Below are 20,934 nucleotides of genomic sequence, written 5' to 3' on the forward strand. Positions count from 1 at the left end.
TATCGTTTAGCCCCATATTATAGCGTTTCAGCGATTTCCTCACTTGCGGCATACCGGGCATCGGCGTGGCGCGGCCTCGAATTTGGGGGCTCGATCGGCACGCGATTGAGCTGATAGCCGTAGCCGTAGAGCGGCAGAAGCCGATAGCCGCGCTCCGGAAGCAGCCGCAGCTTGCTGCGCAGCCGGGACGCATGGGTGTCGAGCGTGCGCGACTTCATGTCGCGGCGGCAGGCCCAGACCGTTTCGAGGATATGGGCGCGCGACACGGGCCGCGACAGGTTCGCGAACAGCAGCTGTGCGAAGCGGAACTCCTTCGGCGTGAGCGCGACGACCGCATTGCCGAAGCGCACGAGGCTGTGGGTCGCATCGAACGCGTATTCTCCATACATTTCGCGCGAGCGATTCGGCGGCCGCCGGACACCTGCGCGCCGGCTCAACGCGGTGACGCGTGCGAGCAGCTCGGGGCCGCTCACCGGGCGCACGAGGCAGTCGTCGGCGCCCGCGTGCAGGCACGACACGACTTCGCTTTCGCGCGGCAGCTGCATCACGGCGATGGCCGGCAGCCCGGGCAGGATCGCCTGCGCCCGCGGAATGACTTCCTCGGCCGGCTGGTCGCCGGCCCAGTGGCCGATGATCAGCATGTCGCAGGTATCGGTGGCGAGCCACTCGAAGAATGCCGCGCTGGACGGAAACGCGTGGCACACATGACCGCCGGCAAACAGCAGGCGGTTCAGGAGCGCAGCATGACGCGCCTCCGGATCGATGAGAGCGATTCGCATGAGGATTTCTTCAATACGGCTGCGGGTGCGCGCTTGCCATAACGTCGGGTGGGCCCCTACACTCGAATGTTCGCGGCGCCCGGCTGGTCTCGGGTTCGATGGATGAATCGATGCTAGCCGCTGGCAACGTTCACGCCTATGGGACGAATCTGAATTTATAGAAGGCGTCGAATGAACTGGTTTGGAATCCTTGTCCTGGGAGCGGCTGTCGGGCTGTTCGGCCGGTGGCTGCATCCGATGCGGCGCACGGGCCGGCCGGCATGGTGGATCGTGGTGCTGGTCGGCATCGCAGGCGCCGCCGCCGCGCGCATGGCCGGCAATCTCTCTGGACTGTTTTACGACGGCGAAACGCTCGAATGGCCGGTCTGCACCGGTGTCGCGTTCCTCGCCGTAGCCGTGACGGTCGCCGTGTCGGCCCGTCGCTGAACGCTCTCAGGTGAAATCATGAATGCCCGTCTCCCCGAAGTCTCGTCGGTGCCGGCCCGCCTCGCGCTGCTGCGCGGCGCGATGGTCCGCGAGGACCTGGCCGCCTATCTCGTGCCGTCCGCCGATCCTCACCTGTCCGAGTATCTGCCCGAACGCTGGCAGGCGCGACGCTGGCTGTCCGGTTTCACGGGCTCGGTCGGCACGCTGGTCGTGACCGCGGATTTCGCGGGCTTGTGGGTCGATAGCCGCTACTGGGTGCAGGCCGAGGCCGAACTCGCCGGCACGGGCGTCCAGCTGATGAAGATGACGGGCGGGCAGCAGAGCGCGCCGCACGTCGACTGGCTCGCGCAGAACGTGCCGGCCGGGATGACGGTCGGCGTCGATGGCGCCGTGCTCGGCGTCGCGGCGGCACGCGCGCTGACGGCCGCGCTGAGCGCGCGCGGCATCGCGCTGCGCACCGATCTCGACCTGCTCGACGCGATCTGGCCGGAGCGCCCGGGGCTGCCGGGCGACGCGGTGTTCGAGCACGTGGCGCCGCAGGCCGACGCGACGCGCGCGAGCAAGCTCGCCGAAGTGCGCCGCGCGATGCACGCGCAGGGCGCGCAATGGCATTTCGTGTCGACGCTCGACGATCTCGCGTGGCTGTTCAACCTGCGCGGCGCCGACGTCAACTTCAACCCCGTGTTTGTCGCGCACGCGATGATCGGCGCCGATCGCGCGACGCTGTTCGTCGCCGACGGCAAGGTGTCGCCGGCGCTGGCCGCGTCGCTCGCGCAGGACGGCGTCGAGGTCCGCGCGTACGACGCCGCGCGCGCGGCGCTCGCGACGCTGCCCGACGGCGCGACGCTGCTGATCGATCCGCGCCGCGTGACGTTCGGCACGCTCGAGGCCGTGCCGGCCGGCGTGAAGCTGATCGAGGCCGTGAACCCGTCGACGTTCGCGAAGTCGCGCAAGACGTCCGCCGAGATCGAGCACGTGCGCGTGACGATGGAGCACGACGGCGCCGCGCTTGCCGAATTCTTTGCGTGGTTCGAGCAGGCGGTGAACCGCGAGACGATCACCGAGCTGACGATCGACGAGCAACTCACGGCGGCGCGCGCCCGCCGCCCCGGCTACGTGTCGCCGAGCTTCGCGACGATCGCCGGCTTCAACGCGAACGGTGCGATGCCGCACTATCGCGCGACGCCCGAGTCGCACGCGACGATCGCCGGCGACGGCCTGCTGCTCGTCGATTCGGGCGGCCAGTACACGACCGGCACCACCGACATCACGCGCGTCGTGCCGGTCGGCACGGTCAGCGACCTGCAGCGCCGCGATTTCACGATCGTGCTGAAGTCGATGATGGCGCTGTCGCGCGCACGCTTCCCGCGCGGCATCCGCTCGCCGATGCTCGACGCGATCGCGCGCGCGCCGATGTGGGCGGCCGGGCTCGACTACGGCCACGGCACCGGTCACGGCGTCGGCTACTTCCTGAACGTGCACGAGGGCCCGCAGGTCATCTCGCACTACGCGCCGGCCGAGCCGTACACGGCGATGGAAGAGGGGATGATCACGTCGATCGAGCCGGGCGTGTACCGGCCCGGCAAATGGGGCATCCGGATCGAAAACCTGGTCGTGAACCGCGCGGGCGGGCAGACCGAGTTCGGCGACTTCCTCGCGTTCGAGACGCTGACGCTGTGCCCGATCGACACGCGCTGCGTGCTGATCGAGATGCTGCATGAGGAAGAACGCGCGTGGCTGAACGCGTATCACGCGACCGTGCGCGAGCGCGTCGGCCGGCACGTGAGCGGCGACGCGAAGGCGTGGCTCGACGCGCGCACGCAGCCGATCTGACGCGACGCGCCATACACGATAGATACCGGCCGCGCGACGGCCGGACCACGACGGAGAGGGCAATCGATGGCAGATACCGCAGTGATCGTGATCGACATGCAGCGCGGGCTGGTGCAGCGGGCGCGGCCCGCGTACCGGCTCGACGACGTCGTGTCGGGCATCAACCGGCTGACGGCGGCGGCACGTGCGTCAAACGCGCCCGTGTGCTTCGTGCAGCACGACGGCGATGCGGACGACGACATCGTGCCCGGCACGCCCGGCTGGGAACTGCATGAGGAACTGATCGTCGGTCGCACCGACTGGCGCATCCGCAAGCAGGTGAGCGATTCGTTCCACGACACGCCGCTCGCCGCGCAGCTCCACGGCCACAGCATCCGTTCGGTGCTGATCTGCGGCTATGCGACCGAGTTCTGCGTCGATTCGGCTGCGCGCCGCGCGGCACTGCTCGGCTACCGGACGACCGTCGTGTCCGACCTGCACACGACGAACGAGCGCGCGCACCTGTCGGCCGCGCAGATCGTCGCGCATCATCACTTCGTGTGGGAAAACAATACGCTGTCGGGCAATGCGGTGACGCCGCGTCCGCTCGCCGACGTGCTCGCCACGGAGTTCGCATGACGATCAAGGCGGTGGTGTTCGATTTCGGCGGCGTGCTGATCGACTGGAGCCCCGAGTACCTGTACCGGCAGCTGATTCCAGACGAAGCCGAGCGCCGTTGGTTCCTCACCCACGTTTGCGCGATGGACTGGGTGATCCGTCAGGACGGCGGGCAGACGATCGACGAAGGCACGAGCGAGCTCGTCGCGAAGTTTCCGGCGCACGAGACGCTGATCCGCGCGTTCTACGCGCGCTGGCACGAGATGATCGGCGGCGTGCTCGACGAAGGCGCCGCGCTCGTCGACCGGCTCGATGCGCAGGGGATGCCGCTCTTCGGGCTGACCAACTGGTCCGCGCAGACCTTTCCGTATGCGTGGGACAACTTCCCGGTCCTGCGGCGCTTCAAGGACATCGTCGTGTCGGGCCGCGTGAAGCTCGTGAAACCCGATCCGGCGATCTACCGCGAGATGCATGCGCGGATCGAGCCGCACTTGCCGGGCATCGCGCCGCATGAGCTCGTGTTCATCGACGACAACGCGAAGAATGCCGCGGCCGCGACGGCACTCGGCTGGCACGGCATTCATCACACGAGCGCGGCCGCGACCGAGGCGCGTTTGCGCGAGCTGGGCGCGCTCGCGTAGGCGTCGCGCCGGACGCCGCAGCCGAATGCAGACAGGCGGATGAAAAAAAAGCGGGCCATGAGCCCGCTTTGTCGTTCTGCCGATCCGGAAGCGGCCGCGTTCGGCACCCGGCGTCGCGTTGCCGGGTGCACGGGCCGCATCGTTCAGCGGCTGATCGGCTTGTAGCGCAGGCGCTTCGGCTTCGCGGCTTCCTCGCCGAGGCGCGCACGCTTGTCGGCTTCGTATTCCTGGTAGTTGCCGTCGAAGAACGTGACCTGCGAATCGCCTTCGAACGCGAGGATGTGCGTCGCGATCCGGTCGAGGAACCAGCGATCGTGCGAGATCACCATCACCGAGCCCGCGAATTCGAGCAACGCGTCTTCCAGCGCGCGCAGCGTTTCGACGTCGAGGTCGTTCGACGGTTCGTCGAGCAGCAGCACGTTGCCGCCGGAGATCAGCGTCTTCGCGAGGTGCAGGCGGCCGCGTTCCCCGCCCGACAGGTTGCCGACGATCTTCTGCTGGTCGCCGCCCTTGAAGTTGAAGCGGCCGATGTACGCACGCGACGGCGTTTCGTACTTGCCGACCGTCAGCACGTCGGCGCCGCCCGAGATTTCCTCGAACACCGTCTTCGAGCCGTCGAGCGCATCGCGGCTCTGGTCGACGTACGCGAGCTTCACGGTCGGGCCCATCACGACTTCGCCCGAATCCGGCTGTTCCTTGCCGGTCAGCATCTTGAACAGCGTCGACTTGCCGGCGCCGTTCGGGCCGATGATGCCGACGATCGCGCCGGCCGGAATCTTGAAGTTCAGGTTGTCGATCAGCAGGCGGTCGCCGAACGACTTGCTGACGTTCTTGAACTCGATCACTTCATTGCCGAGGCGGTCGCCGACCGGAATGAAGATTTCCTGCGTTTCGTTGCGCTTCTGGTATTCCTGGCTGTTCAGCTCCTCGAAGCGCGCGATACGCGCCTTCGACTTCGCCTGGCGGCCCTTCGGGTTCTGGCGCACCCACTCCAGTTCCTTCTTGATCGCCTTCTGGCGCGCCGATTCCGACGCTTCTTCCTGCTTCAGGCGCTCTTCCTTCTGATCGAGCCAGCTGCTGTAGTTGCCCTTCCACGGAATGCCGTGGCCGCGGTCGAGTTCGAGAATCCACTCGGCCGCGTTGTCGAGGAAGTAGCGATCGTGCGTGACGGCGACGACGGTGCCCGGGAAGCGCACCAGGAACTGCTCGAGCCAGTCGACCGATTCCGCGTCGAGGTGGTTGGTCGGTTCGTCGAGTAGCAGCATGTCCGGCTTCTCGAGCAGCAGCTTGCACAGCGCGACGCGGCGCTTTTCACCGCCCGACAGGTGCTCGATTTTCGCGTCCCACGCCGGCAGGCGCAGCGCGTCGGCGGCCACTTCGAGCTGCTGCTCGGGGCTGCCGCCGTCGCTCGATGCGAGGATCGCTTCGTATTTCGCCTGCTCGGCCGCGAGCGCGTCGAAGTCGGCGTCCGGTTCCGCATAGGCCGCGTAGATTTCCTCGAGCTTCTTGTTCGCCTGGAACAGGTCGCCGAGGCCTTCCTCGACGGCTTCGCGCACCGTCTTCGTCGGATCGAGCTGCGGTTCCTGCGGCAGGTAGCCGATGTTCAGGTTCGGCATCGGCGTCGCTTCGCCTTCGATGTCCTTGTCGACGCCCGCCATGATGCGGATCAGCGTCGACTTGCCCGAGCCGTTCAGGCCGAGCACGCCGATCTTCGCGCCGGGAAAGAACGACAGCGAGATGTCCTTCAGGATCTGGCGCTTGGGCGGCACGATCTTGCCGACCCGGTTCATCGTGAAAACGTATTGGGCCATTTGGGTGTGAAACTCAGAAAGGGTTGAGACTGCCGCGCAGCGCATCGGCGTGCGTGGCGTCGGGTGATTCGGTACGGAGCGCGCCGCGCGGGGCGCGGCGATGTCGCCGCGGGTTGGCGGCGCGAGCGCGTATTGTACTTCGGCGCCGGCTGCCGCTGGCACCGCGCTGGCCATTCGGCCGACCCGCGTTCACAGCCATCCGGCGACGCCGCCGTGCCCCGAGCAGGTGCCGCGCCGATGGCGGCTGAAGCTGTACGTGCCGTCGCGGCAGCGCGCGCTCGCGCCCTCGGGCACGCGGCCCGATTTCGAATGCGCCGGTGCATGGACGGTGTCGCCGTCGCGATTGCGGTACGTGTCGTGCCGGTCGAGGTCGGCTTCGCTGCCGTAGCCGGGCGACGCGCGATAGGCGTGCGCCGCGGGCGGCAGGGCGGCGCACGCGCCGAACAGCGCGGCCGACAGGGTCGCGATGCGGGTCGCGCGGCGGAGCAGGGCGGGCATGGTCTCTCTGCGGATGTCGTGGTCCGTTGCCGGTGGCTGGCGGGCCGACGGCCCGGGCCGCATGTTAGCCGATCGGCTCGAGATCGTTGCCGCCGCCCCGCGGTGCTGCGATGCTACGCCGTGCCCGTCATCGATGCCGCGCCGTCGGCCTGGGCGGCCTCGAGAATCCACCGACGGAACGCGGCGACTTTCGCGCGCTCCGCATGATGCGGCGGATAGACGAGGTAGTACGCGAAGTCGTCGAGCCACGCGACGTCGGCAAGCTGCACGAGCCGGCCGCTCGCGAGCTCGCCGCGCACCATCGCCGCCGGCAGCAGGCCGGCGCCCTGGCCGGCGAGGATCGCCTGCAGCAACAGACTGGAATCGTCGAACGCGGGGCCGCGCGGCGGGCCGAAATCGGCGATTCGCTGCGCGTCGAACCAGATGTGCCAGCCCTTGCGTTCGGCGTCGTGCAGATGCGGCCATCCGGCCAGGTCGGCGGGCGTGGCCGGCATGCCCAGCCGCGCGACGAGTTCCGGCGCCGCGAGCGCGACGATCTCCACGGTCAGCAGCCGTTCGCTGCACAGCCCGATGTAGCGGCCGAGACCGTGGCGGATCGCGACGTCGACGCCGTCGCGGGAGAAATCGGCGAGCGCATGGCTCGCGACGATCTGCAGGTCGACGTCCGGGCATGCGTCGCGGAACTGCGCGAGGCGCGGCACGAGCCATGCGGATGCGAAAAACGGCGTGACGCTCACCGTCAGCACGCCGCTGTCGGCAGCGCCCGACACGCGCTGCGACGCGTCGGCGATTTGCCGGAACGCGTTGCGCACGGGCGGCAGATAGTCGCGGCCCGCGGCGGTCAGCAGGATGCCGCGGTTCACGCGCTCGAACAGTTGCACGCCGAGATGGGTCTCGAGCGTGCGGATCAGCTGGCTCACCGCGCCGGGCGTGACCGACAGCTCTTGCGCTGCCGATTTCACCGACAGGTGGCGGGCCGCCGCCTCGAACGCGCGCAACGCGTTGAGCGGTGGCAGACGGGAACGGTTCATTGAGTTTTTCTAAAGCGAAAGGCTGACGAAATATCGTTTGAGGCAATGCATGCGCGCGAGTACCGTTGTCGCATCGGATCCGATTCGTCACGGCTGACTTGCGGCGGTCGATGCGACCAACATAGTTCAACTATATCCATGAGGCAATCCGGGCGCCGCGCGGTGTCCGGCGGAACCTGAGAGGAGCATCGTCATGAGCGGCCCGCGCGCGTCGCGCGTCTTCTACGGCTGGTATGTGGTGGCGGCCGCGTTCGCCGTCACGTTCGTCGGCTTCGGCAGTGCGTACACGTTCAGCGCGTTCGTCGAAGCACTGCAGCGGGATTTCGCCGCATCGCGCGGGCAGATCTCGCTCGTGTTCTCGCTGGCCGGCTTCCTGTATTTCGGCTTCGGCATCGTCAGCGGCCCGCTTGCCGATCGTTTCGGCTCACGGCGGCTCGCCGTCACCGGCATGTTGCTGACGGCGGCGGGTCTCGCGGCGGCCGGCGCCGCGCATACGCTGCTGCAGGTCTATGTCGCGTACGGGCTCGGTGTCGGTCTCGGCGTCGGCTGCGCGTATGTGCCGGCCGTCGGCGCCGTGCAGCGCTGGTTCGTGCGGCGGCGCGGCTTCGCGTCGGGGCTCGCGGTCGCGGGGATCGGCGTCGGCACGCTCGTGATGCCGCCGCTCGCCGCCGCGCTGATCGCGCACGTCGGCTGGCGCGGCGCCTATTTCACGCTTGCGGCGCTCGCCGTCGCGATCGGCGCCGGGATGTCGCTGCTGATCGAGAACGACCCGCGCGGGCGCGGGCTGTTGCCGGACGGGGAGGCCGTGCATCCGGCCACCGGCGGAGGCTTGCCGGAAGCGGGCGGGCACACGGCAGGGGCCCCGGGCGCCGTGAGCGCTGCGGATCGCGCGCGGGCTGCCGCATCGGTGCCGGCTGGTGCGACCCTGCGCGAGGCCGTCACGTCGCGACCGTTCGCGAGCCTCTACGCGGCGTGTCTCGTGTGCTCGTTCGGCGTCTTCGTGCCGTTCGTGCACCTCGTGCCATATGCGCTCGATCATGGCGTCGCACCGTCGACGGCTGTGCTGCTGCTCGGCGCGATCGGCGTCGGCAGCACGGCTGGGCGCTTCTTTCTCGGCGGCCTCGCCGACCGCTTCGGCCGCCGCGCATCGCTGCTTGCGATGTTCGCAGGCATGGCCGTCGCGCTCGTCGCGTGGGCCGGCGCCGGCAGCGTCGCGACGCTGGCCGCGTTCGCACTCGTGTTCGGCGTGTTCTACGGCGGCTGGGTCGCCGTGCTGCCCGCCGTCGTGATGGATTACTTCGGCGGCCGCAACGTGAGCGCGATCATCGGCGTGTTGTACACGAGCATCGCGTTCGGCACGCTGATCGGGCCGGCTGCGGCCGGTTTCATCTACGACGCGGGTGGCGGTTATCTCGTGCCGATCCTGGCCAGCGCGGCCGCCAATGCGATCGCGTTCGCGATCGTCGCCACCACCGGACGCGCGCAGATGGCCGTGCGTGCGGCCGGCCGCTAGACGCGCGTCGCCTGGTGCGTGGCACGGCGCCTTCCAGCTAGGCGCGGTCCACGATTTCCGTTACGGTGGCCGGATCTCGATCATCCACGGCTGGAGGCGCATCGTGACATTCGACGAAGTGCGGCAGATCGCGCTCGCATGGCGCGGCGTCGAGGAGGGGACGTCGTACGGCACGCCCGCACTCAAGGTGAAGGGCAAGATGCTCGCGCGCCTGCGCGAGGACGGCGATACGCTCGTCGTGAAGGGCGTCGGCCCCGACGAGCGCGCGTGGCTGATCGAAGCGGAACCCGACGTGTATTACCTGACCGACCACTATGCGGGCTGGCCGATCGTGCTGGTGCGCCTGTCGGCCGCGCATCCCGACGCCGTGAGAAACCTGCTTCTGCGCGAATGGCGCGCAATCGTGCCGGCCAAATGGCGCGACGCAGGGCCGGACGACGCCAACTGAGCCGCGCCGGCGCGGCACGCGATCCGCTTCGACGGAACGTGTTCACCGTGATGCCGAGCGGGCACGCGCCGTCATCACTTGCCCGATCCGGCGGCTGGCAGGCGGATGTCGAACCGGATCATGCGTTGCATCGGTTCGCATCGATGCAACAAGTGGATCCATCGAAATTCTTCAATTGGTTCTTAGTGAAGAACCGTTTGATGCTTACACTCCTTCGCTTCGAAGGCGGCTGACCGACAGCCGACGGAAAGGGCGCACGCGATGCGCGGGCACCTCGTGCGCCGCATCGCACCCGCGGCTTCGCAGACTGCGTCGCGCACCGACCGGAACGGCTCGACCCGGCTTCCTGCCCGTATGCGCGCATGCGCGGCGGGCTGCCGGGTTCAACAACGACAACTCCCCGCCGCCTTCACGCGACACCCGGTCATACCGGAACCGTTTTTTGGAGAGAGACACATGAGTGGAAGCAAGACAGGCCTCGGCACGGGTCTGAAGCAGCGGCACGTGACGATGATGTCGATTGCCGGCGTCATCGGCGCGGGCTTGTTCGTCGGCTCCGGCCACGCAATCGCGGAAGCCGGCCCGGCTTCGATCCTCGCGTATGCGATCGCGGGCGTCCTGGTCGTGCTGGTGATGCGCATGCTCGGCGAGATGGCCGTCGCGCATCCGGACAGTGGTTCGTTCTCGACCTATGCCGATCGCGCGATCGGCCACTGGGCGGGCTTCTCCATCGGCTGGTTGTACTGGTGGTTCTGGGTGCTCGTGATCCCGATCGAGGCAACCGCAGCGGCTACCATCCTCAACGCGTGGTTCCCCGGCGTCGCGACCTGGATCTTCGCGCTCGGCATCACGCTGCTGCTGACGATCACCAACCTCTTCTCGGTCAAGAACTACGGCGAATTCGAATTCTGGTTCGCGCTGATCAAGGTTGTCGCGATAGTCGTGTTCCTGTGCATCGGCGGTGCGGCGATCGTCGGCATCGTGCCCGCGCCGGCCGTATCGGGCGTGTCGAACCTCTTCGCGCACCAGGGCTTCATGCCGAATGGCGCCGGCGCGGTGCTCGCGGCGATGCTGACGACGATGTTCTCGTTCCTCGGTACCGAGATCGTGACGATCGCGGCCGCCGAGTCGGACAACCCGCAACGCCAGATCGTGCGTGCGACCAATTCCGTCATCTGGCGTATCACGCTGTTCTATCTCGGCTCGATCCTCGTCGTCGCGGCGATCGTGCCGTGGAACGATCCGCTGCTGCCGAAGCACGGCTCGTATCAGCGTGCGATGGAGCTGATCGGCATTCCGAACGCGAAGGCGATCATCGACGTGATCGTGCTCGTGTCGGTCGCGAGCTGCCTGAATTCCGCGCTGTACACCGCATCGCGAATGCTGTTCTCGCTGTCCAAGCGCAAGGACGCACCTGCGTTCCTGCACAGCACGGATTCGACCGGTACGCCGCGTGCGGCCGTGCTGGCATCGACCGCATTCGGTTTCCTGACCGTGATCGCGAACTACCTGATGCCGGAGCAGGTGTTCGGCTTCCTGCTGGCGACGTCGGGTGCGATCGCGCTGCTCGTGTATCTCGTGATCGCGATCTCGCAGCTGCGGATGCGCCGGACGCTCGAATTGGGCGGTGCCGACCTGGCGCTGCGGATGTGGCTGTTCCCGTGGCTCACGTGGGCGGTGATCCTGTTCATCTGCGGCACGCTGACCGTGATGTTCGTCAGCGAGGAACACCGGATGGAAGTCGGTGCGACGGCCGTGCTCGCGCTGCTCGTGCTGTTTGCGTCTTGGCTGAACAAGCGTGGTCGCGATGCGCGAGCGGGGGCGGGGCGGCGGGTGTCGGCGATGTGATGAAGTGACGATGCGGCAGCGGGTCTGAGCGTTCGCTGTCGGTTGGCGGAGAGGTTCCCGTCGTAACAAATGGCCTGATCGGCAAAAGCCGGTCCGGCCATTTGTCTTTCAGAACAAGCGGATGCCGTTTCCCGTGTCGACATGGATTTTTCGGCGACAGCGGCGGCATCGACATTTGTGGTCAAAAATCGAACTTGTCTGATTTCATTGGCGGCAGTGACTTAATACATTGATCACTTCGATAACCGGGGTGAATCGATGGGCGAATCGATTTGGAGTCCTTTGTTATACGGCTGGATTCAGAAACCAGGCCGTAGGTTCGTTACCGAATACGGGGCGCATCTTCGCGTGTTCACCCTATCGAGCCCAGAGCGATGATCGGGCGGCCGATACCCCGTGTACGCGCTGCATTTCATGCACGCGACGGTTTTCCCTTGGGGGGCACGTATTTTCCTGCGGCCGGTGCCACTTGTTTACCGGTACTCATTTGCCCTGCAACGGGCCTTCGCCAGTCGTTTTATTTTCCATTCGCGGATTGGCTGCGCGCAACGGGATATTCGGTATTCGTATTCGATTATCGGGGGATGGGGGCGTCGCTCGACGTGCGTCACGTTCGCCAGTCGCGTGCCCGCAAACAAGACTGGGGGCAGCTTGACATGCCCGCAGCGCTTGACTGGCTTCTTCGAGAAACCGGCGCGAGCGAAGCGCATCTGATCGGTCATAGTGCCGGCGCACAACTGGTCGGACTGATGCCGAATCACGCGTCGGTACGCTCGCTGTGTGCGATATCCGCTTCATCCGGATACGTCGGCAACATCCGGTGGCCGAATCGAATTGCCACATTGTCGCTGGCAAATGTCTACGTCCCGGTTACCGCACGTCTGCTCGGCTATGTGCCTGCCCGGGTGCTCGGCTGGGGCGACGATCTGCCTGCACGCGTCGGGCTTCAGTGGGCCCGATGGTGTCGCCGCCCCGGATACGTAGCGAACGAGTTCGGGGTCGGCATTGCGCGTCATTACTACAACGAATTCTCCGCTCCCGTCACCGTAGTCGCAGCGACTGACGATCCGCTCGCGACGCCGGCCAATATCGAAGACTGGCTGCGATGGTTGCCGCGAGCCAGATGTCACGTCCATTTCATCAGCCCGGAAAAATGCGATGGCCGAGCAATCGGTCACGTCGGCATGTTCCGCCGCCAGCATGCGTCGCTGTGGCCGGAACTCACCAGAGGATTGCTGAGTTGACGCTCAGGCCCGCTTGCGTCCTCAAATCAGGAGACCACGATGGACGATTCAATCGACATGAAGATGCGCTTCAAAGCAGTCAGAAACGAAGCGAGGGAGACGCGCGCGTCGCTTTACCATCTCACCAATCGATGCAATTTGCGCTGCAAGGGGTGCTGGTTCTTCGAAAACGAATTCGACGTCGCGTCGGATGAGTTGAACGATACGTTGCATCTCGAGGCACGCGTGAAGGATGAGGCGGCGCGCGGGATCAACGCGCCATTGCTGATAGGCGGCGAGCCCGCGCTTTATCTGGACCGGATAAGCGTGTTCAGGAAATACATGCCGAAGGTGTCCGTTTCGACAAACGGGCTTCGACGAATTCCTTACGAGGGTTTCGAAGATGTCACCATTGCGGTCTCGGTGTTCGGTGGCGGCCCGCTCGATGACGAACTACGCGCGATCGGCCCGAACGGGAAGCGTTTCACTGGCTTGTTCGACAAGGCGTTGGCTAATTATCGCGACGACGAACGGGCAGGTTTCGTCTTTGCCGTGTCGATCGATGGAATGGCTTATATCGAAGAAACGGTGCGCAGGATCCGGGATAACGGAAATCGACTGCTGTTCAATTACTACAGTCCATACGATGTTGCCGGGCCGCTTCGCCGACGTGGTGAGGAGCAACTCCTGAACGTATTGCTCGAATTGAAGGCCAAATACCCTGAAACCGTGGCGAGCCATCCGTACTACCTGGCAGCACTCATGCGTGGGGAAACCGCCTGGGGAACATTCGGCTATGCCAGTTGCCCGAGTGTCAGCGAAGGTCATCCGCAGAATGCGGAACGGTTCGCCTCGGGGTGGCCCGCGTTGCCGAAATTCAACGCGTATCGGACAGACCTGCATACGCTGGCGCGCTGCTGTACTTCAGGAGAATGCGCGAAGTGTCGCGACAGCCAGGCCGTGATGTCGTGGTTGCTCGTTAACGCCAAGCATGTGCTGCAGGAAGCCGATGGACTTAGGACATGGACGGAGGTCGCGGAGAGCTATTTCAGTCAGTTCGTCTGGTCAAGTTACCATCCGCGCAACCGCGTTGGGCGCACGTCGGATTGCACGGTGCAGTAATGCGATGCAGTTGCCGGAATCGAAAATCAAAAAGCCCGCAAAATGCGGGCTTTGCATGGGTATCGGAGCAAGGTTCAGACGTTGAACAGGAAGTTCATCACATCCCCGTCGTGCACGACGTATTCCTTCCCTTCCGCACGCATCTTCCCGGCTTCCTTCGCACCTTGTTCGCCCTTGTACGCGACGAAGTCGTCAAATGCGATCGTCTGCGCGCGAATGAAGCCGCGCTCGAAGTCCGTATGAATCACGCCGGCCGCTTGCGGCGCCGTGTCGCCGATATGGATCGTCCACGCGCGCACTTCCTTCACGCCCGCGGTGAAGTAGGTCTGCAGGCCGAGCAGCTTGAAGCCCGCGCGGATCACGCGGTCGAGGCCCGGCTCTTCCATGCCCATGTCGGCGAGGAACGCTTCCTTGTCCGCATCGTCGAGATCGGCGATTTCCGCCTCGATCGCCGCGCACACCGCGACCACCGGCGAGTTCTCGCTTTCCGCGTACTTGCGCACCGCTTCGAGGTGCGGGTTGTTCTCGAAGCCGTCGTCCTTCACGTTCGCGACGTACATCGCGGGCTTCGCGGTGATCAGGCAGAACGGCTTGAGCAGCGCCTGCTCGTCGTCCGACAGATCGAGGCCGCGCACGGCCTTGCCCTGGTCGAGGTGCGCGCGCACCTTCTCGAGCACCGCGGCGAGCTTCACCGCTTCCTTGTCGTTGCCCGACTTCGCGGCCTTCGAGTAGCGCGTGAGCGCCTTCTCGACGGTGCCGAGGTCGGCGAGCGCGAGTTCGGTGTTGATCACCTCGATGTCGTCGATCGGGCTGACCTTGCCGGCGACGTGGATGACGTTGTCGTCCTCGAAGCAGCGCACGACGTGCGTGATCGCATCGGTTTCGCGGATGTTCGCGAGGAACTGGTTGCCGAGGCCTTCACCCTTGCTCGCGCCCGCGACGAGGCCCGCGATGTCGACGAATTCGACGACGGCCGGCACGATGCGCTCGGGGTTGATGATCTCGGCGAGCGCCTTCAGGCGCGTGTCAGGCACTTCGACGATGCCGACGTTCGGCTCGATCGTGCAGAACGGGTAGTTCTCGGCGGCGATGCCGGCCTTGGTCAGCGCATTGAACAGGGTGGACTTGCCGACGTTGGGCAAGCCGACGATGCCGCATTTGAGACTCATGGAATCCTTCGGACGGGTGGAGCAGCGCGGCCGGACAAGGCACGGCGGCGCGGGAAAATAGGGACGGCCGGCGCGCGGGGCGCGGCGGGCCGACGTTCAAAGGCGCTATTGTACCGTGCCGACGCCCCGGTTTCCGGCCTTCACCCGAACGCCCGATGCGACGGGCCGCCGCGCTGCCGGACCCGCCTGCGATTCTGCTGATTTCCCGCAAGGTCCGGCCGCGTAGGGGTTTGGCCCCACGGCTATAATGCCCGCCATGACTGCCCACCACACCTTCGACGTCGCCGTGGTCGGCGGCGGGCTCGTCGGCAAGACGGCCGCGCTCGCACTGACCCAGTCCGGCTACAAGACCGCCTTGCTCGCCCAGCCGGCCACGCCGCGCCCCGCCGATCTCGCGTTCGACACCCGCATCTACGCGCTGTCGTCCAGCTCGCAGGCATTGCTGGAGCGGCTGCGGGTCTGGCAGGCGCTCGACCATGGCCGGCTCGCGCCGGTCTACGACATGCGCGTGTACGGCGACGCGCACGCGGAGCTGCATTTCTCCGCGTACCAGGCCTCCGTGCCGCAACTGGCCTGGATCGCCGAATCGTCGCTGATCGAGACGTCGCTCGACGCGGCGCTGCGGTTCCAGCCGAACCTCACGTGGTTCGACGCGCGTGCGCAGGGCTTCGACGTGCGCGACGACGCGGCCGTGCTGACGCTGTCGTCGGGCCAGGTGCTCGAAGCGGACCTCGTGGTCGGCGCGGACGGCGCGCATTCGTGGGTGCGTTCCCAAATGGGGGCCAGGGTCGAGCGGCGCGATTACCGGCAGACGGGTGTCGTCGCGAACTTGAAGGCGTCGCTGCCGCACCGCGAGACGGCCTGTCAGTGGTTTCACGAAGGCGAGATCATTGCGTTGCTGCCGCTGCCGGACGGTCACGTGTCGCTCGTATGGTCCGCGCACACCGCGCATGCGGACGAACTGCTCGCGCTCGATCCCGCGCAGCTCGCGGCGGAAGTCGAGCGCGTGTCGCACGGCCAGGTCGGCACGCTTGAATGCGTGACGCCGGCGGCCGGTTTCCCGCTCGCGCTGCAGACCGTCGACAAGCTGATCGCCCCGCGCGTCGCGCTGGTCGGCGATGCCGCGCACCTGATCCATCCGCTCGCGGGGCAGGGGATGAACCTCGGGCTGCGCGACGTCGCGGCACTCGCCGATGCGATCGCGAACAAGGAGAGCTTCCGCAACCTCGGCGATACGGTGCTGCTGCGCCGCTACGAGCGCTCGCGCCGCGAGGACATCCGCGCACTGATGGTCGCGACCGACGGGCTGCAGCGGCTGTTCGCGGTTCCGGGCTCGTTCGCGAAGGCGGTCCGCAACGCGGGCATGGCGTTCGTCGGCGCGCAACCGCTCGTGAAGCGCTGGCTCGTGTCGGCCGCGCTCGGCTGAGCGAACCTTCGTGCCTCCGGCCTGTCGGACTCGGTTCCGTTACGGCGTACACTGTGACGTGCACTCCGATTGAGCTGAAGGAACGACAGGATGAAAAAAACGATCCGCATCGCATCGCTGGCGCTGGCCGTCACGATGGCGACGCTCGGCTGTACCGCGCAGGCCGACCAGACCACCGACAAGCTGAAAGCCACGCTGCAAGCGCGTCTCGGCAACGACGCGCCGATCAAGAGCGTGTCGAAGTCGCCCGTCGCGGGCCTGTACGAAGTGAACCTCGGCACGCAGATCATCTATAGCGATGCAGCCGGCGATTACGTGCTGCTCGGCGATCTCGTCGACACCAAGACGCACAAGAACCTGACCGACGCGCGCCTGTCCGACCTCAACAAGATCGATTTCGCGAGCCTGCCGCTCGCGAACGCGATCAAGGTCGTCAAGGGCAACGGCGCCCGCAAGATCGCGGTGTTCTCCGATCCGAACTGCCCGTACTGCAAGCGCCTCGAGACGACGCTGCAGTCGGTCGACAACGTGACCGTCTACACGTTCCTGTATCCGGTGCTGTCGCCCGATTCGACCACGAAGTCGAAGGCGATCTGGTGCGCGACCGACCGCGCGAAATCCTGGGAGGGCTGGATGCTCGACCATCGCGTGCCGACCGGCGCCGGCGCCTGCGATACGACCGCGCTCGACAAGAACCTCGCGCTCGGCCGCGGGATGAACGTCACCGGCACGCCGACGATCTTCCTGCCCGACGGCCGCCGCCTGCCGGGCGCGGTGTCGGCCGACCAGCTGAACCAGGCGCTCGCGTCGAGCAAGTAACCGGCGACACGCCGGGCCGCATGGCCCGGCCAGCGAGGGGCGCCCGCGATCTCTGCCGGCGCCTCTCTTCGTTTCCGCCGCCGTATTCCGTCTGATTTCCCGTCCGATTTTCGACCGATTGCCACGATGACCCAGCCGATCCGCTATTCGATTGCCCCGAAAGATCTTGCCGCGCACCTGTTCGAAGTGACGGTGACGGTCGCCGATCCCGATCCCGAAGGCCAGCGCTTCTCGCTGCCGGTATGGATTCCGGGCAGCTACCTCGTGCGCGAGTTCGCGCGCAACATCGTGACGCTCGCCGCGTTCAACGACGCGGGCCGCAAGGTGCGGATCGCGAAAACCGACAAGAACACGTGGCAGGCCGCGCCGGTGAACGGCGCGCTGACGTTGCGCTATGACGTGTACGCATGGGACCTGTCGGTCCGCTCCGCGTATCTCGACGACTCGGGCGGCTTCTTCAACGCCACGGCCGTGTTCCTGAGCGCCGCCGGCCGCGAGGATGCGCCATGCGAGGTCGACATCGCGAAACCGGCGGGCCCGGCGTTTCGCACGTGGCGCGTCGGCACGTCGTTGCCCGAGGCACGCGGGACCAGGCGCTACGGGTTCGGCGCGTATCGCGCAGCGAACTACGACGAGCTCGCCGACCATCCGGTGACGATCGGCGAATTCGCGCTGGCGACGTTCGACGCGCACGGTGTGCCGCACGACATCGTGATCGCCGGGCGCGTGACGCAGCTCGACATGGAGCGGCTGCGCACCGACCTGAAGCGCGTGTGCGAAGCGCAGATCGCGCTGTTCGAACCGAAATCGAAACAGGCGCCGATGGACCGCTACGTGTTCATGACGCTCGCGGTCAGCGACGGCTACGGCGGCCTCGAGCACCGTGCGTCGACCGCGCTGATCTGCAACCGCACCGACCTGCCGGTGAAGGGCCGGCCGGAAACGACGGAAGGCTATCGCACGTACCTCGGCCTTTGCAGCCACGAGTATTTCCATACGTGGAACGTGAAGCGCATCAAGCCGGCCGCGTTCGTGCCGTACGACCTCGCGCGCGAAAACTACACGTCGCTGCTGTGGCTGTTCGAAGGCTTTACGTCGTATTACGACGACCTGATGCTGGTGCGCAGCGGGCTGATGTCGCAGGACGAATATTTCGCGGCGCTCGGCCGTACCGTCGGCGGCGTGCTGCGCGGCACGGGGCGCCTGAAGCAGAGCGTCGCGGACAGCTCGTTCGACGCGTGGATCAAGTACTACCGTCAGGACGAGAACGCGACCAACGCGATCGTCAGCTATTACACGAAGGGTTCGCTCGTCGCGCTTGCGTTCGATCTCGCGATCCGCGCGCAGACGCGCAACCGCAAGTCGCTCGACGACGTGATGCGTCTGCTGTGGCAACGCTACGGCCGCGAGTTCTATCGCGGCAAGCAGGCGGGTGTCGAAGAAAACGAGGTCGAGACGCTGATCGAGGAAGCGACGGGCGTCGCGCTCGGCCGGCTGTTCGCCGACGCCGTGCATGGCACGCGCGACCTGCCGCTCGCCGACCTGCTCGCGCCGTTCGGCGTGACGCTCACGCCCGAAGTTGCAGCGGGTGCGAACGCGAAGCCGACCATCGGCGCGCGCCTGCGCGGCGGCGCGGACTGCACGCTGGCGGCGGTCTACGAAGGCGGCGGCGCGCATCGCGCGGGGCTGTCGGCGGGCGACACGCTGATCGCGCTCGACGGGCTGCGCGTCACCGGCACGAACCTCGACACGCTGCTCGCACGTTACCGGCCGGGCGACAAGGTCGAGGTGCACGCGTTCCGCCGCGACGAGCTGCGGACCGCGAAACTGAAACTGGACGGGCCGGAAATCGCGCGCTACCGGCTCGCGGCCGCCGCGAAACCGGCTGCCGCGCAGAAGGCCCGCGAAGCCTGGCTGAAGGGCTGAGCATGCACGGGCAGGTTTCGGGGCGCGATCATGGATTGTTCTGTTGCTGCAACAATCCGTCGCCCTGAACCCGCTTTTTCGCGGCCATGCGGCCACGCACAATGGCGTCACTCGCGCTACCGAAGCGCAACCAAACCGGAGCCTGACATGACGACCATTCTGCAAATCAATTCCGCGGCGCGCTCGCAAGGTGCGCAATCCACGCTGCTGGCCAACGAACTGACGGCAAAGCTGCAACAATCGAACCCCGGTTCGAAGGTCGTGGTTCGCGACCTGCTGGCCGACGCGCTGCCGCACCTCGATGAATCGGTGCTCGGCGCATTCTTCACGCCGGCCGACCAGCGCAGCGCGGAACAGAATGCGATCGTCGCGAAGAGCGATGCGCTGATCGCCGAACTGCAGGCGGCCGACATCGTCGTGATCGGCGCACCGATGTACAACTTCGGCGTGTCGTCGCAACTGAAGACGTATTTCGACTGGATCGCCCGCGCAGGCGTCACGTTCCGCTACACCGAGAACGGTCCGGAAGGCCTGATCAAGGGCAAGAAGGTTCACGTGGTGACGGCGCGCGGCGGCAAGTACCTGGGTACGCCGAACGACAGCCAGACGCCGTACCTGCGCTCGTTCCTCGGCTTCATCGGCCTGACCGACGTGAACTTCATCCACGCTGAAGGCCTGAACCTCGGGCCGGATGCGCAGAGCGCCGCGCTCGCCAGCGCACGCGAAGCGATCGCTGCCGTCTGAGGCCGACGCGGGTGCGTCGCACCCGCTGCGTCCGACGGATGAAAAAAACGCCGCGTCCCGAAAGGGGCGCGGCGTTTTTGCTTGGTGCGGACGAAAGCGAAACGTGAAGCGCTAAATGCGCAACGCGGTTATGCAAGCGTTTCGGCCACCTCCGGCAGGCGCCAGTCGATCGGCGCGCGTCCCGCGTCGACCAGATAGTCGTTCGCGAGCGCGAAGTGGCGGCAACCGAGGAAACCGCGGTGAGCGGACAGCGGCGACGGATGCGGCGCCTCGAGCACGCAGTGCGCGTTCGCGTCGAACAGCGCGCGCTTGGCCTGCGCATGCGCGCCCCAGAGCATGAACACGAGGCCGCGATGGCGGCTGGCGAGTTCGCGGATCAGCGTGTCCGTGCATTGCTCCCAGCCGCGCTTCGCGTGGCTCGCGGCCGCACCGCGCTCGACCGTCAGCACGGTGTTGAGCAGCAGCACGCCCTGGCGCGCCCAGGTATCGAGGCAGCCGTGACGCGGCGTGTCGTGGCCGAAGTTCGCCGCGATTTCCTTGAAGATGTTGCGCAGCGACGGCGGCGTGCGCACGGCCGGCGGCACCGAGAACGCGAGGCCGTGCGCCTGCGGCGTGCCGCGGTCGTCGCCGTGGTACGGGTCCTGGCCGAGGATCACGATCTTCACGTCGTCCGGGCTCGTCAGGCGCAGCGCGCGGAACACGTCGGTCGGGTAGACCGTCTTGCCGGCCGCGCGTTCGTCGTCGACGAAGCGGCACAGCGGCGCATACGCGTCGCTGTCGGTGAAGGGTTTCAGCACGTCGCGCCAGACGGCCGGCAGCGCGTCGAATTGCGCGGCGAGGTGCGGGACATCCGCGACAACAGGGACGGCGGGAGTGCCGGGAGCGTCGGCGGCAGCGGGCTGCGGCGCGGCGGAAACCGGCGCGGCGGCCGCGGCCTTCTTTGCGGGCTTGCGCCCGGCTGCGGCCGGCGCAGGCGCCGGGGCGGGAACATCGTCCTGCGCCGTTTCCGGCACGGGATCATCGAACAGCGACGCCTGCTGCGGCGTGCGGAGAGTCTTGCGGGTTGCCATGCGTGATGCG

General features: G+C 66.7%; 20 protein-coding genes. 14 read left to right on the forward strand and 6 right to left on the reverse strand.

Features of this window, described 5'->3' with window-relative positions:
- Window positions 1-17: 17 nt before the first annotated feature.
- Window positions 18-779 carry a response regulator transcription factor gene (locus tag NQV17_RS31345; RefSeq protein WP_257775237.1) on the reverse strand — a complete coding sequence of 254 codons (762 nt, stop codon included), beginning with the start codon at window positions 777-779 and terminating at the stop codon, window positions 18-20.
- Window positions 780-950: 171 nt separating this feature from the next.
- On the opposite strand from NQV17_RS31345, the gene NQV17_RS31350 reads away from it, so the two are divergent.
- From NQV17_RS31350 to NQV17_RS31365, 4 genes are all read left to right on the forward strand, one after another.
- The gene (locus tag NQV17_RS31350; RefSeq protein ID WP_044845896.1) at window positions 951-1,205 is read left to right on the forward strand and encodes a hypothetical protein; all 255 of its coding nucleotides are present in this window, start codon (window positions 951-953) and stop codon (window positions 1,203-1,205) included.
- An 18-nt stretch (window positions 1,206-1,223) separates the two neighbouring features.
- Window positions 1,224-3,038, forward strand: coding sequence for an aminopeptidase P family protein (locus NQV17_RS31355; RefSeq protein ID WP_257775238.1), 1,815 nt, complete (start codon window positions 1,224-1,226; stop codon window positions 3,036-3,038).
- A gap of 66 nt (window positions 3,039-3,104) precedes the next feature.
- Window positions 3,105-3,656, forward strand: a complete 552-nt coding sequence (locus NQV17_RS31360; RefSeq protein WP_257775239.1) for a cysteine hydrolase family protein — start codon at window positions 3,105-3,107, stop codon at window positions 3,654-3,656.
- Window positions 3,653-4,276, forward strand: a complete 624-nt coding sequence (locus NQV17_RS31365; RefSeq protein ID WP_257775240.1) for an HAD family hydrolase — start codon at window positions 3,653-3,655, stop codon at window positions 4,274-4,276. Before NQV17_RS31360 ends, NQV17_RS31365 begins: the two co-directional genes overlap by 4 nt.
- A 143-nt stretch (window positions 4,277-4,419) precedes the next feature.
- On the opposite strand, the gene ettA is transcribed toward NQV17_RS31365, so the two are convergent.
- From ettA to gcvA, 3 genes are all read right to left on the reverse strand, one after another.
- A complete protein-coding gene (gene ettA / locus NQV17_RS31370; protein WP_044845892.1) occupies window positions 4,420-6,087 on the reverse strand; it encodes an energy-dependent translational throttle protein EttA in 1,668 nt (555 codons plus the stop codon).
- A gap of 189 nt (window positions 6,088-6,276) precedes the next feature.
- The gene (locus tag NQV17_RS31375; RefSeq protein WP_044845891.1) at window positions 6,277-6,585 is read right to left on the reverse strand and encodes a DUF3761 domain-containing protein; all 309 of its coding nucleotides are present in this window, start codon (window positions 6,583-6,585) and stop codon (window positions 6,277-6,279) included.
- 113 nt (window positions 6,586-6,698) lie between these two features.
- Window positions 6,699-7,616 (reverse strand): transcriptional regulator GcvA, encoded by a 918-nt coding sequence (gene gcvA / locus NQV17_RS31380; RefSeq protein ID WP_044845890.1) that lies wholly within the window; start codon window positions 7,614-7,616, stop codon window positions 6,699-6,701.
- A 193-nt stretch (window positions 7,617-7,809) separates the two neighbouring features.
- Here gcvA and NQV17_RS31385 point away from each other — a divergent pair, with 193 nt between their 5' ends.
- The 6 genes from NQV17_RS31385 (at window position 7,810) to NQV17_RS31410 (ending at window position 13,770) form a co-directional block, all read left to right on the forward strand.
- Window positions 7,810-9,129 (forward strand): MFS transporter, encoded by a 1,320-nt coding sequence (locus NQV17_RS31385; protein WP_257775241.1) that lies wholly within the window; start codon window positions 7,810-7,812, stop codon window positions 9,127-9,129.
- Between the two features lie 103 nt (window positions 9,130-9,232).
- On the forward strand, window positions 9,233-9,577 hold the full coding sequence (locus NQV17_RS31390; RefSeq protein ID WP_124571705.1) for an MmcQ/YjbR family DNA-binding protein: 345 nt from the start codon (window positions 9,233-9,235) through the stop codon (window positions 9,575-9,577).
- Window positions 9,578-9,615: 38 nt separating this feature from the next.
- On the forward strand, window positions 9,616-9,810 hold the full coding sequence (locus NQV17_RS31395; RefSeq protein WP_257775242.1) for a hypothetical protein: 195 nt from the start codon (window positions 9,616-9,618) through the stop codon (window positions 9,808-9,810).
- Between the two features lie 223 nt (window positions 9,811-10,033).
- Complete coding sequence (gene gabP, locus NQV17_RS31400; RefSeq protein WP_257775243.1) at window positions 10,034-11,425, forward strand: GABA permease; 1,392 nt, start codon at window positions 10,034-10,036, stop codon at window positions 11,423-11,425.
- Window positions 11,426-11,799: 374 nt separating this feature from the next.
- Window positions 11,800-12,669, forward strand: coding sequence for an alpha/beta fold hydrolase (locus tag NQV17_RS31405; RefSeq protein WP_257775244.1), 870 nt, complete (start codon window positions 11,800-11,802; stop codon window positions 12,667-12,669).
- A 39-nt stretch (window positions 12,670-12,708) separates the two neighbouring features.
- On the forward strand, window positions 12,709-13,770 hold the full coding sequence (locus tag NQV17_RS31410; protein ID WP_257775245.1) for a radical SAM protein: 1,062 nt from the start codon (window positions 12,709-12,711) through the stop codon (window positions 13,768-13,770).
- A 74-nt stretch (window positions 13,771-13,844) separates the two neighbouring features.
- On the opposite strand, the gene ychF is transcribed toward NQV17_RS31410, so the two are convergent.
- Complete coding sequence (ychF, locus tag NQV17_RS31415; protein ID WP_059532716.1) at window positions 13,845-14,939, reverse strand: redox-regulated ATPase YchF; 1,095 nt, start codon at window positions 14,937-14,939, stop codon at window positions 13,845-13,847.
- Between the two features lie 247 nt (window positions 14,940-15,186).
- On the opposite strand from ychF, the gene NQV17_RS31420 reads away from it, so the two are divergent.
- The 4 genes from NQV17_RS31420 (at window position 15,187) to NQV17_RS31435 (ending at window position 19,854) form a co-directional block, all read left to right on the forward strand.
- The gene (locus NQV17_RS31420; RefSeq protein ID WP_257775246.1) at window positions 15,187-16,365 is read left to right on the forward strand and encodes a UbiH/UbiF family hydroxylase; all 1,179 of its coding nucleotides are present in this window, start codon (window positions 15,187-15,189) and stop codon (window positions 16,363-16,365) included.
- Window positions 16,366-16,455: 90 nt separating this feature from the next.
- Window positions 16,456-17,184: a DsbC family protein gene (locus tag NQV17_RS31425; RefSeq protein WP_044845883.1), complete on the forward strand. Its 729-nt coding sequence runs from the start codon at window positions 16,456-16,458 to the stop codon at window positions 17,182-17,184.
- 126 nt (window positions 17,185-17,310) lie between these two features.
- Window positions 17,311-19,110 carry a M61 family metallopeptidase gene (locus tag NQV17_RS31430; protein WP_257775247.1) on the forward strand — a complete coding sequence of 600 codons (1,800 nt, stop codon included), beginning with the start codon at window positions 17,311-17,313 and terminating at the stop codon, window positions 19,108-19,110.
- 147 nt (window positions 19,111-19,257) lie between these two features.
- A complete protein-coding gene (locus tag NQV17_RS31435; protein ID WP_124487907.1) occupies window positions 19,258-19,854 on the forward strand; it encodes an FMN-dependent NADH-azoreductase in 597 nt (198 codons plus the stop codon).
- Between the two features lie 128 nt (window positions 19,855-19,982).
- Here the strand turns inward: NQV17_RS31435 and NQV17_RS31440 are convergent, their stop codons facing one another.
- Entirely contained in the window at window positions 19,983-20,924 is a 942-nt protein-coding gene (locus NQV17_RS31440; RefSeq protein WP_257775248.1) for a uracil-DNA glycosylase, read from the reverse strand.
- Window positions 20,925-20,934: the final 10 nt, after the last annotated feature.

Source organism: Burkholderia sp. SCN-KJ (assembly GCF_024656005.1).
GTDB lineage: Bacteria > Pseudomonadota > Gammaproteobacteria > Burkholderiales > Burkholderiaceae > Burkholderia.

Coding starts and splice junctions, on each gene's coding strand:
- gcvA (WP_044845890.1), bottom strand. CDS start 7,616: ATGAACCGTTCCCGTCTGCCACCGCTCAACGCGTTGCGCGCGTTCGAG.
- NQV17_RS31425 (WP_044845883.1), top strand. CDS start 16,456: ATGAAAAAAACGATCCGCATCGCATCGCTGGCGCTGGCCGTCACGATG.
- NQV17_RS31420 (WP_257775246.1), top strand. CDS start 15,187: ATGCCCGCCATGACTGCCCACCACACCTTCGACGTCGCCGTGGTCGGC.
- NQV17_RS31405 (WP_257775244.1), top strand. CDS start 11,800: ATGATCGGGCGGCCGATACCCCGTGTACGCGCTGCATTTCATGCACGC.
- NQV17_RS31345 (WP_257775237.1), bottom strand. CDS start 779: ATGCGAATCGCTCTCATCGATCCGGAGGCGCGTCATGCTGCGCTCCTG.
- gabP (WP_257775243.1), top strand. CDS start 10,034: ATGAGTGGAAGCAAGACAGGCCTCGGCACGGGTCTGAAGCAGCGGCAC.
- ettA (WP_044845892.1), bottom strand. CDS start 6,087: ATGGCCCAATACGTTTTCACGATGAACCGGGTCGGCAAGATCGTGCCG.
- NQV17_RS31385 (WP_257775241.1), top strand. CDS start 7,810: ATGAGCGGCCCGCGCGCGTCGCGCGTCTTCTACGGCTGGTATGTGGTG.
- NQV17_RS31360 (WP_257775239.1), top strand. CDS start 3,105: ATGGCAGATACCGCAGTGATCGTGATCGACATGCAGCGCGGGCTGGTG.
- NQV17_RS31410 (WP_257775245.1), top strand. CDS start 12,709: ATGGACGATTCAATCGACATGAAGATGCGCTTCAAAGCAGTCAGAAAC.
- ychF (WP_059532716.1), bottom strand. CDS start 14,939: ATGAGTCTCAAATGCGGCATCGTCGGCTTGCCCAACGTCGGCAAGTCC.
- NQV17_RS31355 (WP_257775238.1), top strand. CDS start 1,224: ATGAATGCCCGTCTCCCCGAAGTCTCGTCGGTGCCGGCCCGCCTCGCG.
- NQV17_RS31440 (WP_257775248.1), bottom strand. CDS start 20,924: ATGGCAACCCGCAAGACTCTCCGCACGCCGCAGCAGGCGTCGCTGTTC.
- NQV17_RS31350 (WP_044845896.1), top strand. CDS start 951: ATGAACTGGTTTGGAATCCTTGTCCTGGGAGCGGCTGTCGGGCTGTTC.
- NQV17_RS31430 (WP_257775247.1), top strand. CDS start 17,311: ATGACCCAGCCGATCCGCTATTCGATTGCCCCGAAAGATCTTGCCGCG.
- NQV17_RS31365 (WP_257775240.1), top strand. CDS start 3,653: ATGACGATCAAGGCGGTGGTGTTCGATTTCGGCGGCGTGCTGATCGAC.
- NQV17_RS31435 (WP_124487907.1), top strand. CDS start 19,258: ATGACGACCATTCTGCAAATCAATTCCGCGGCGCGCTCGCAAGGTGCG.
- NQV17_RS31375 (WP_044845891.1), bottom strand. CDS start 6,585: ATGCCCGCCCTGCTCCGCCGCGCGACCCGCATCGCGACCCTGTCGGCC.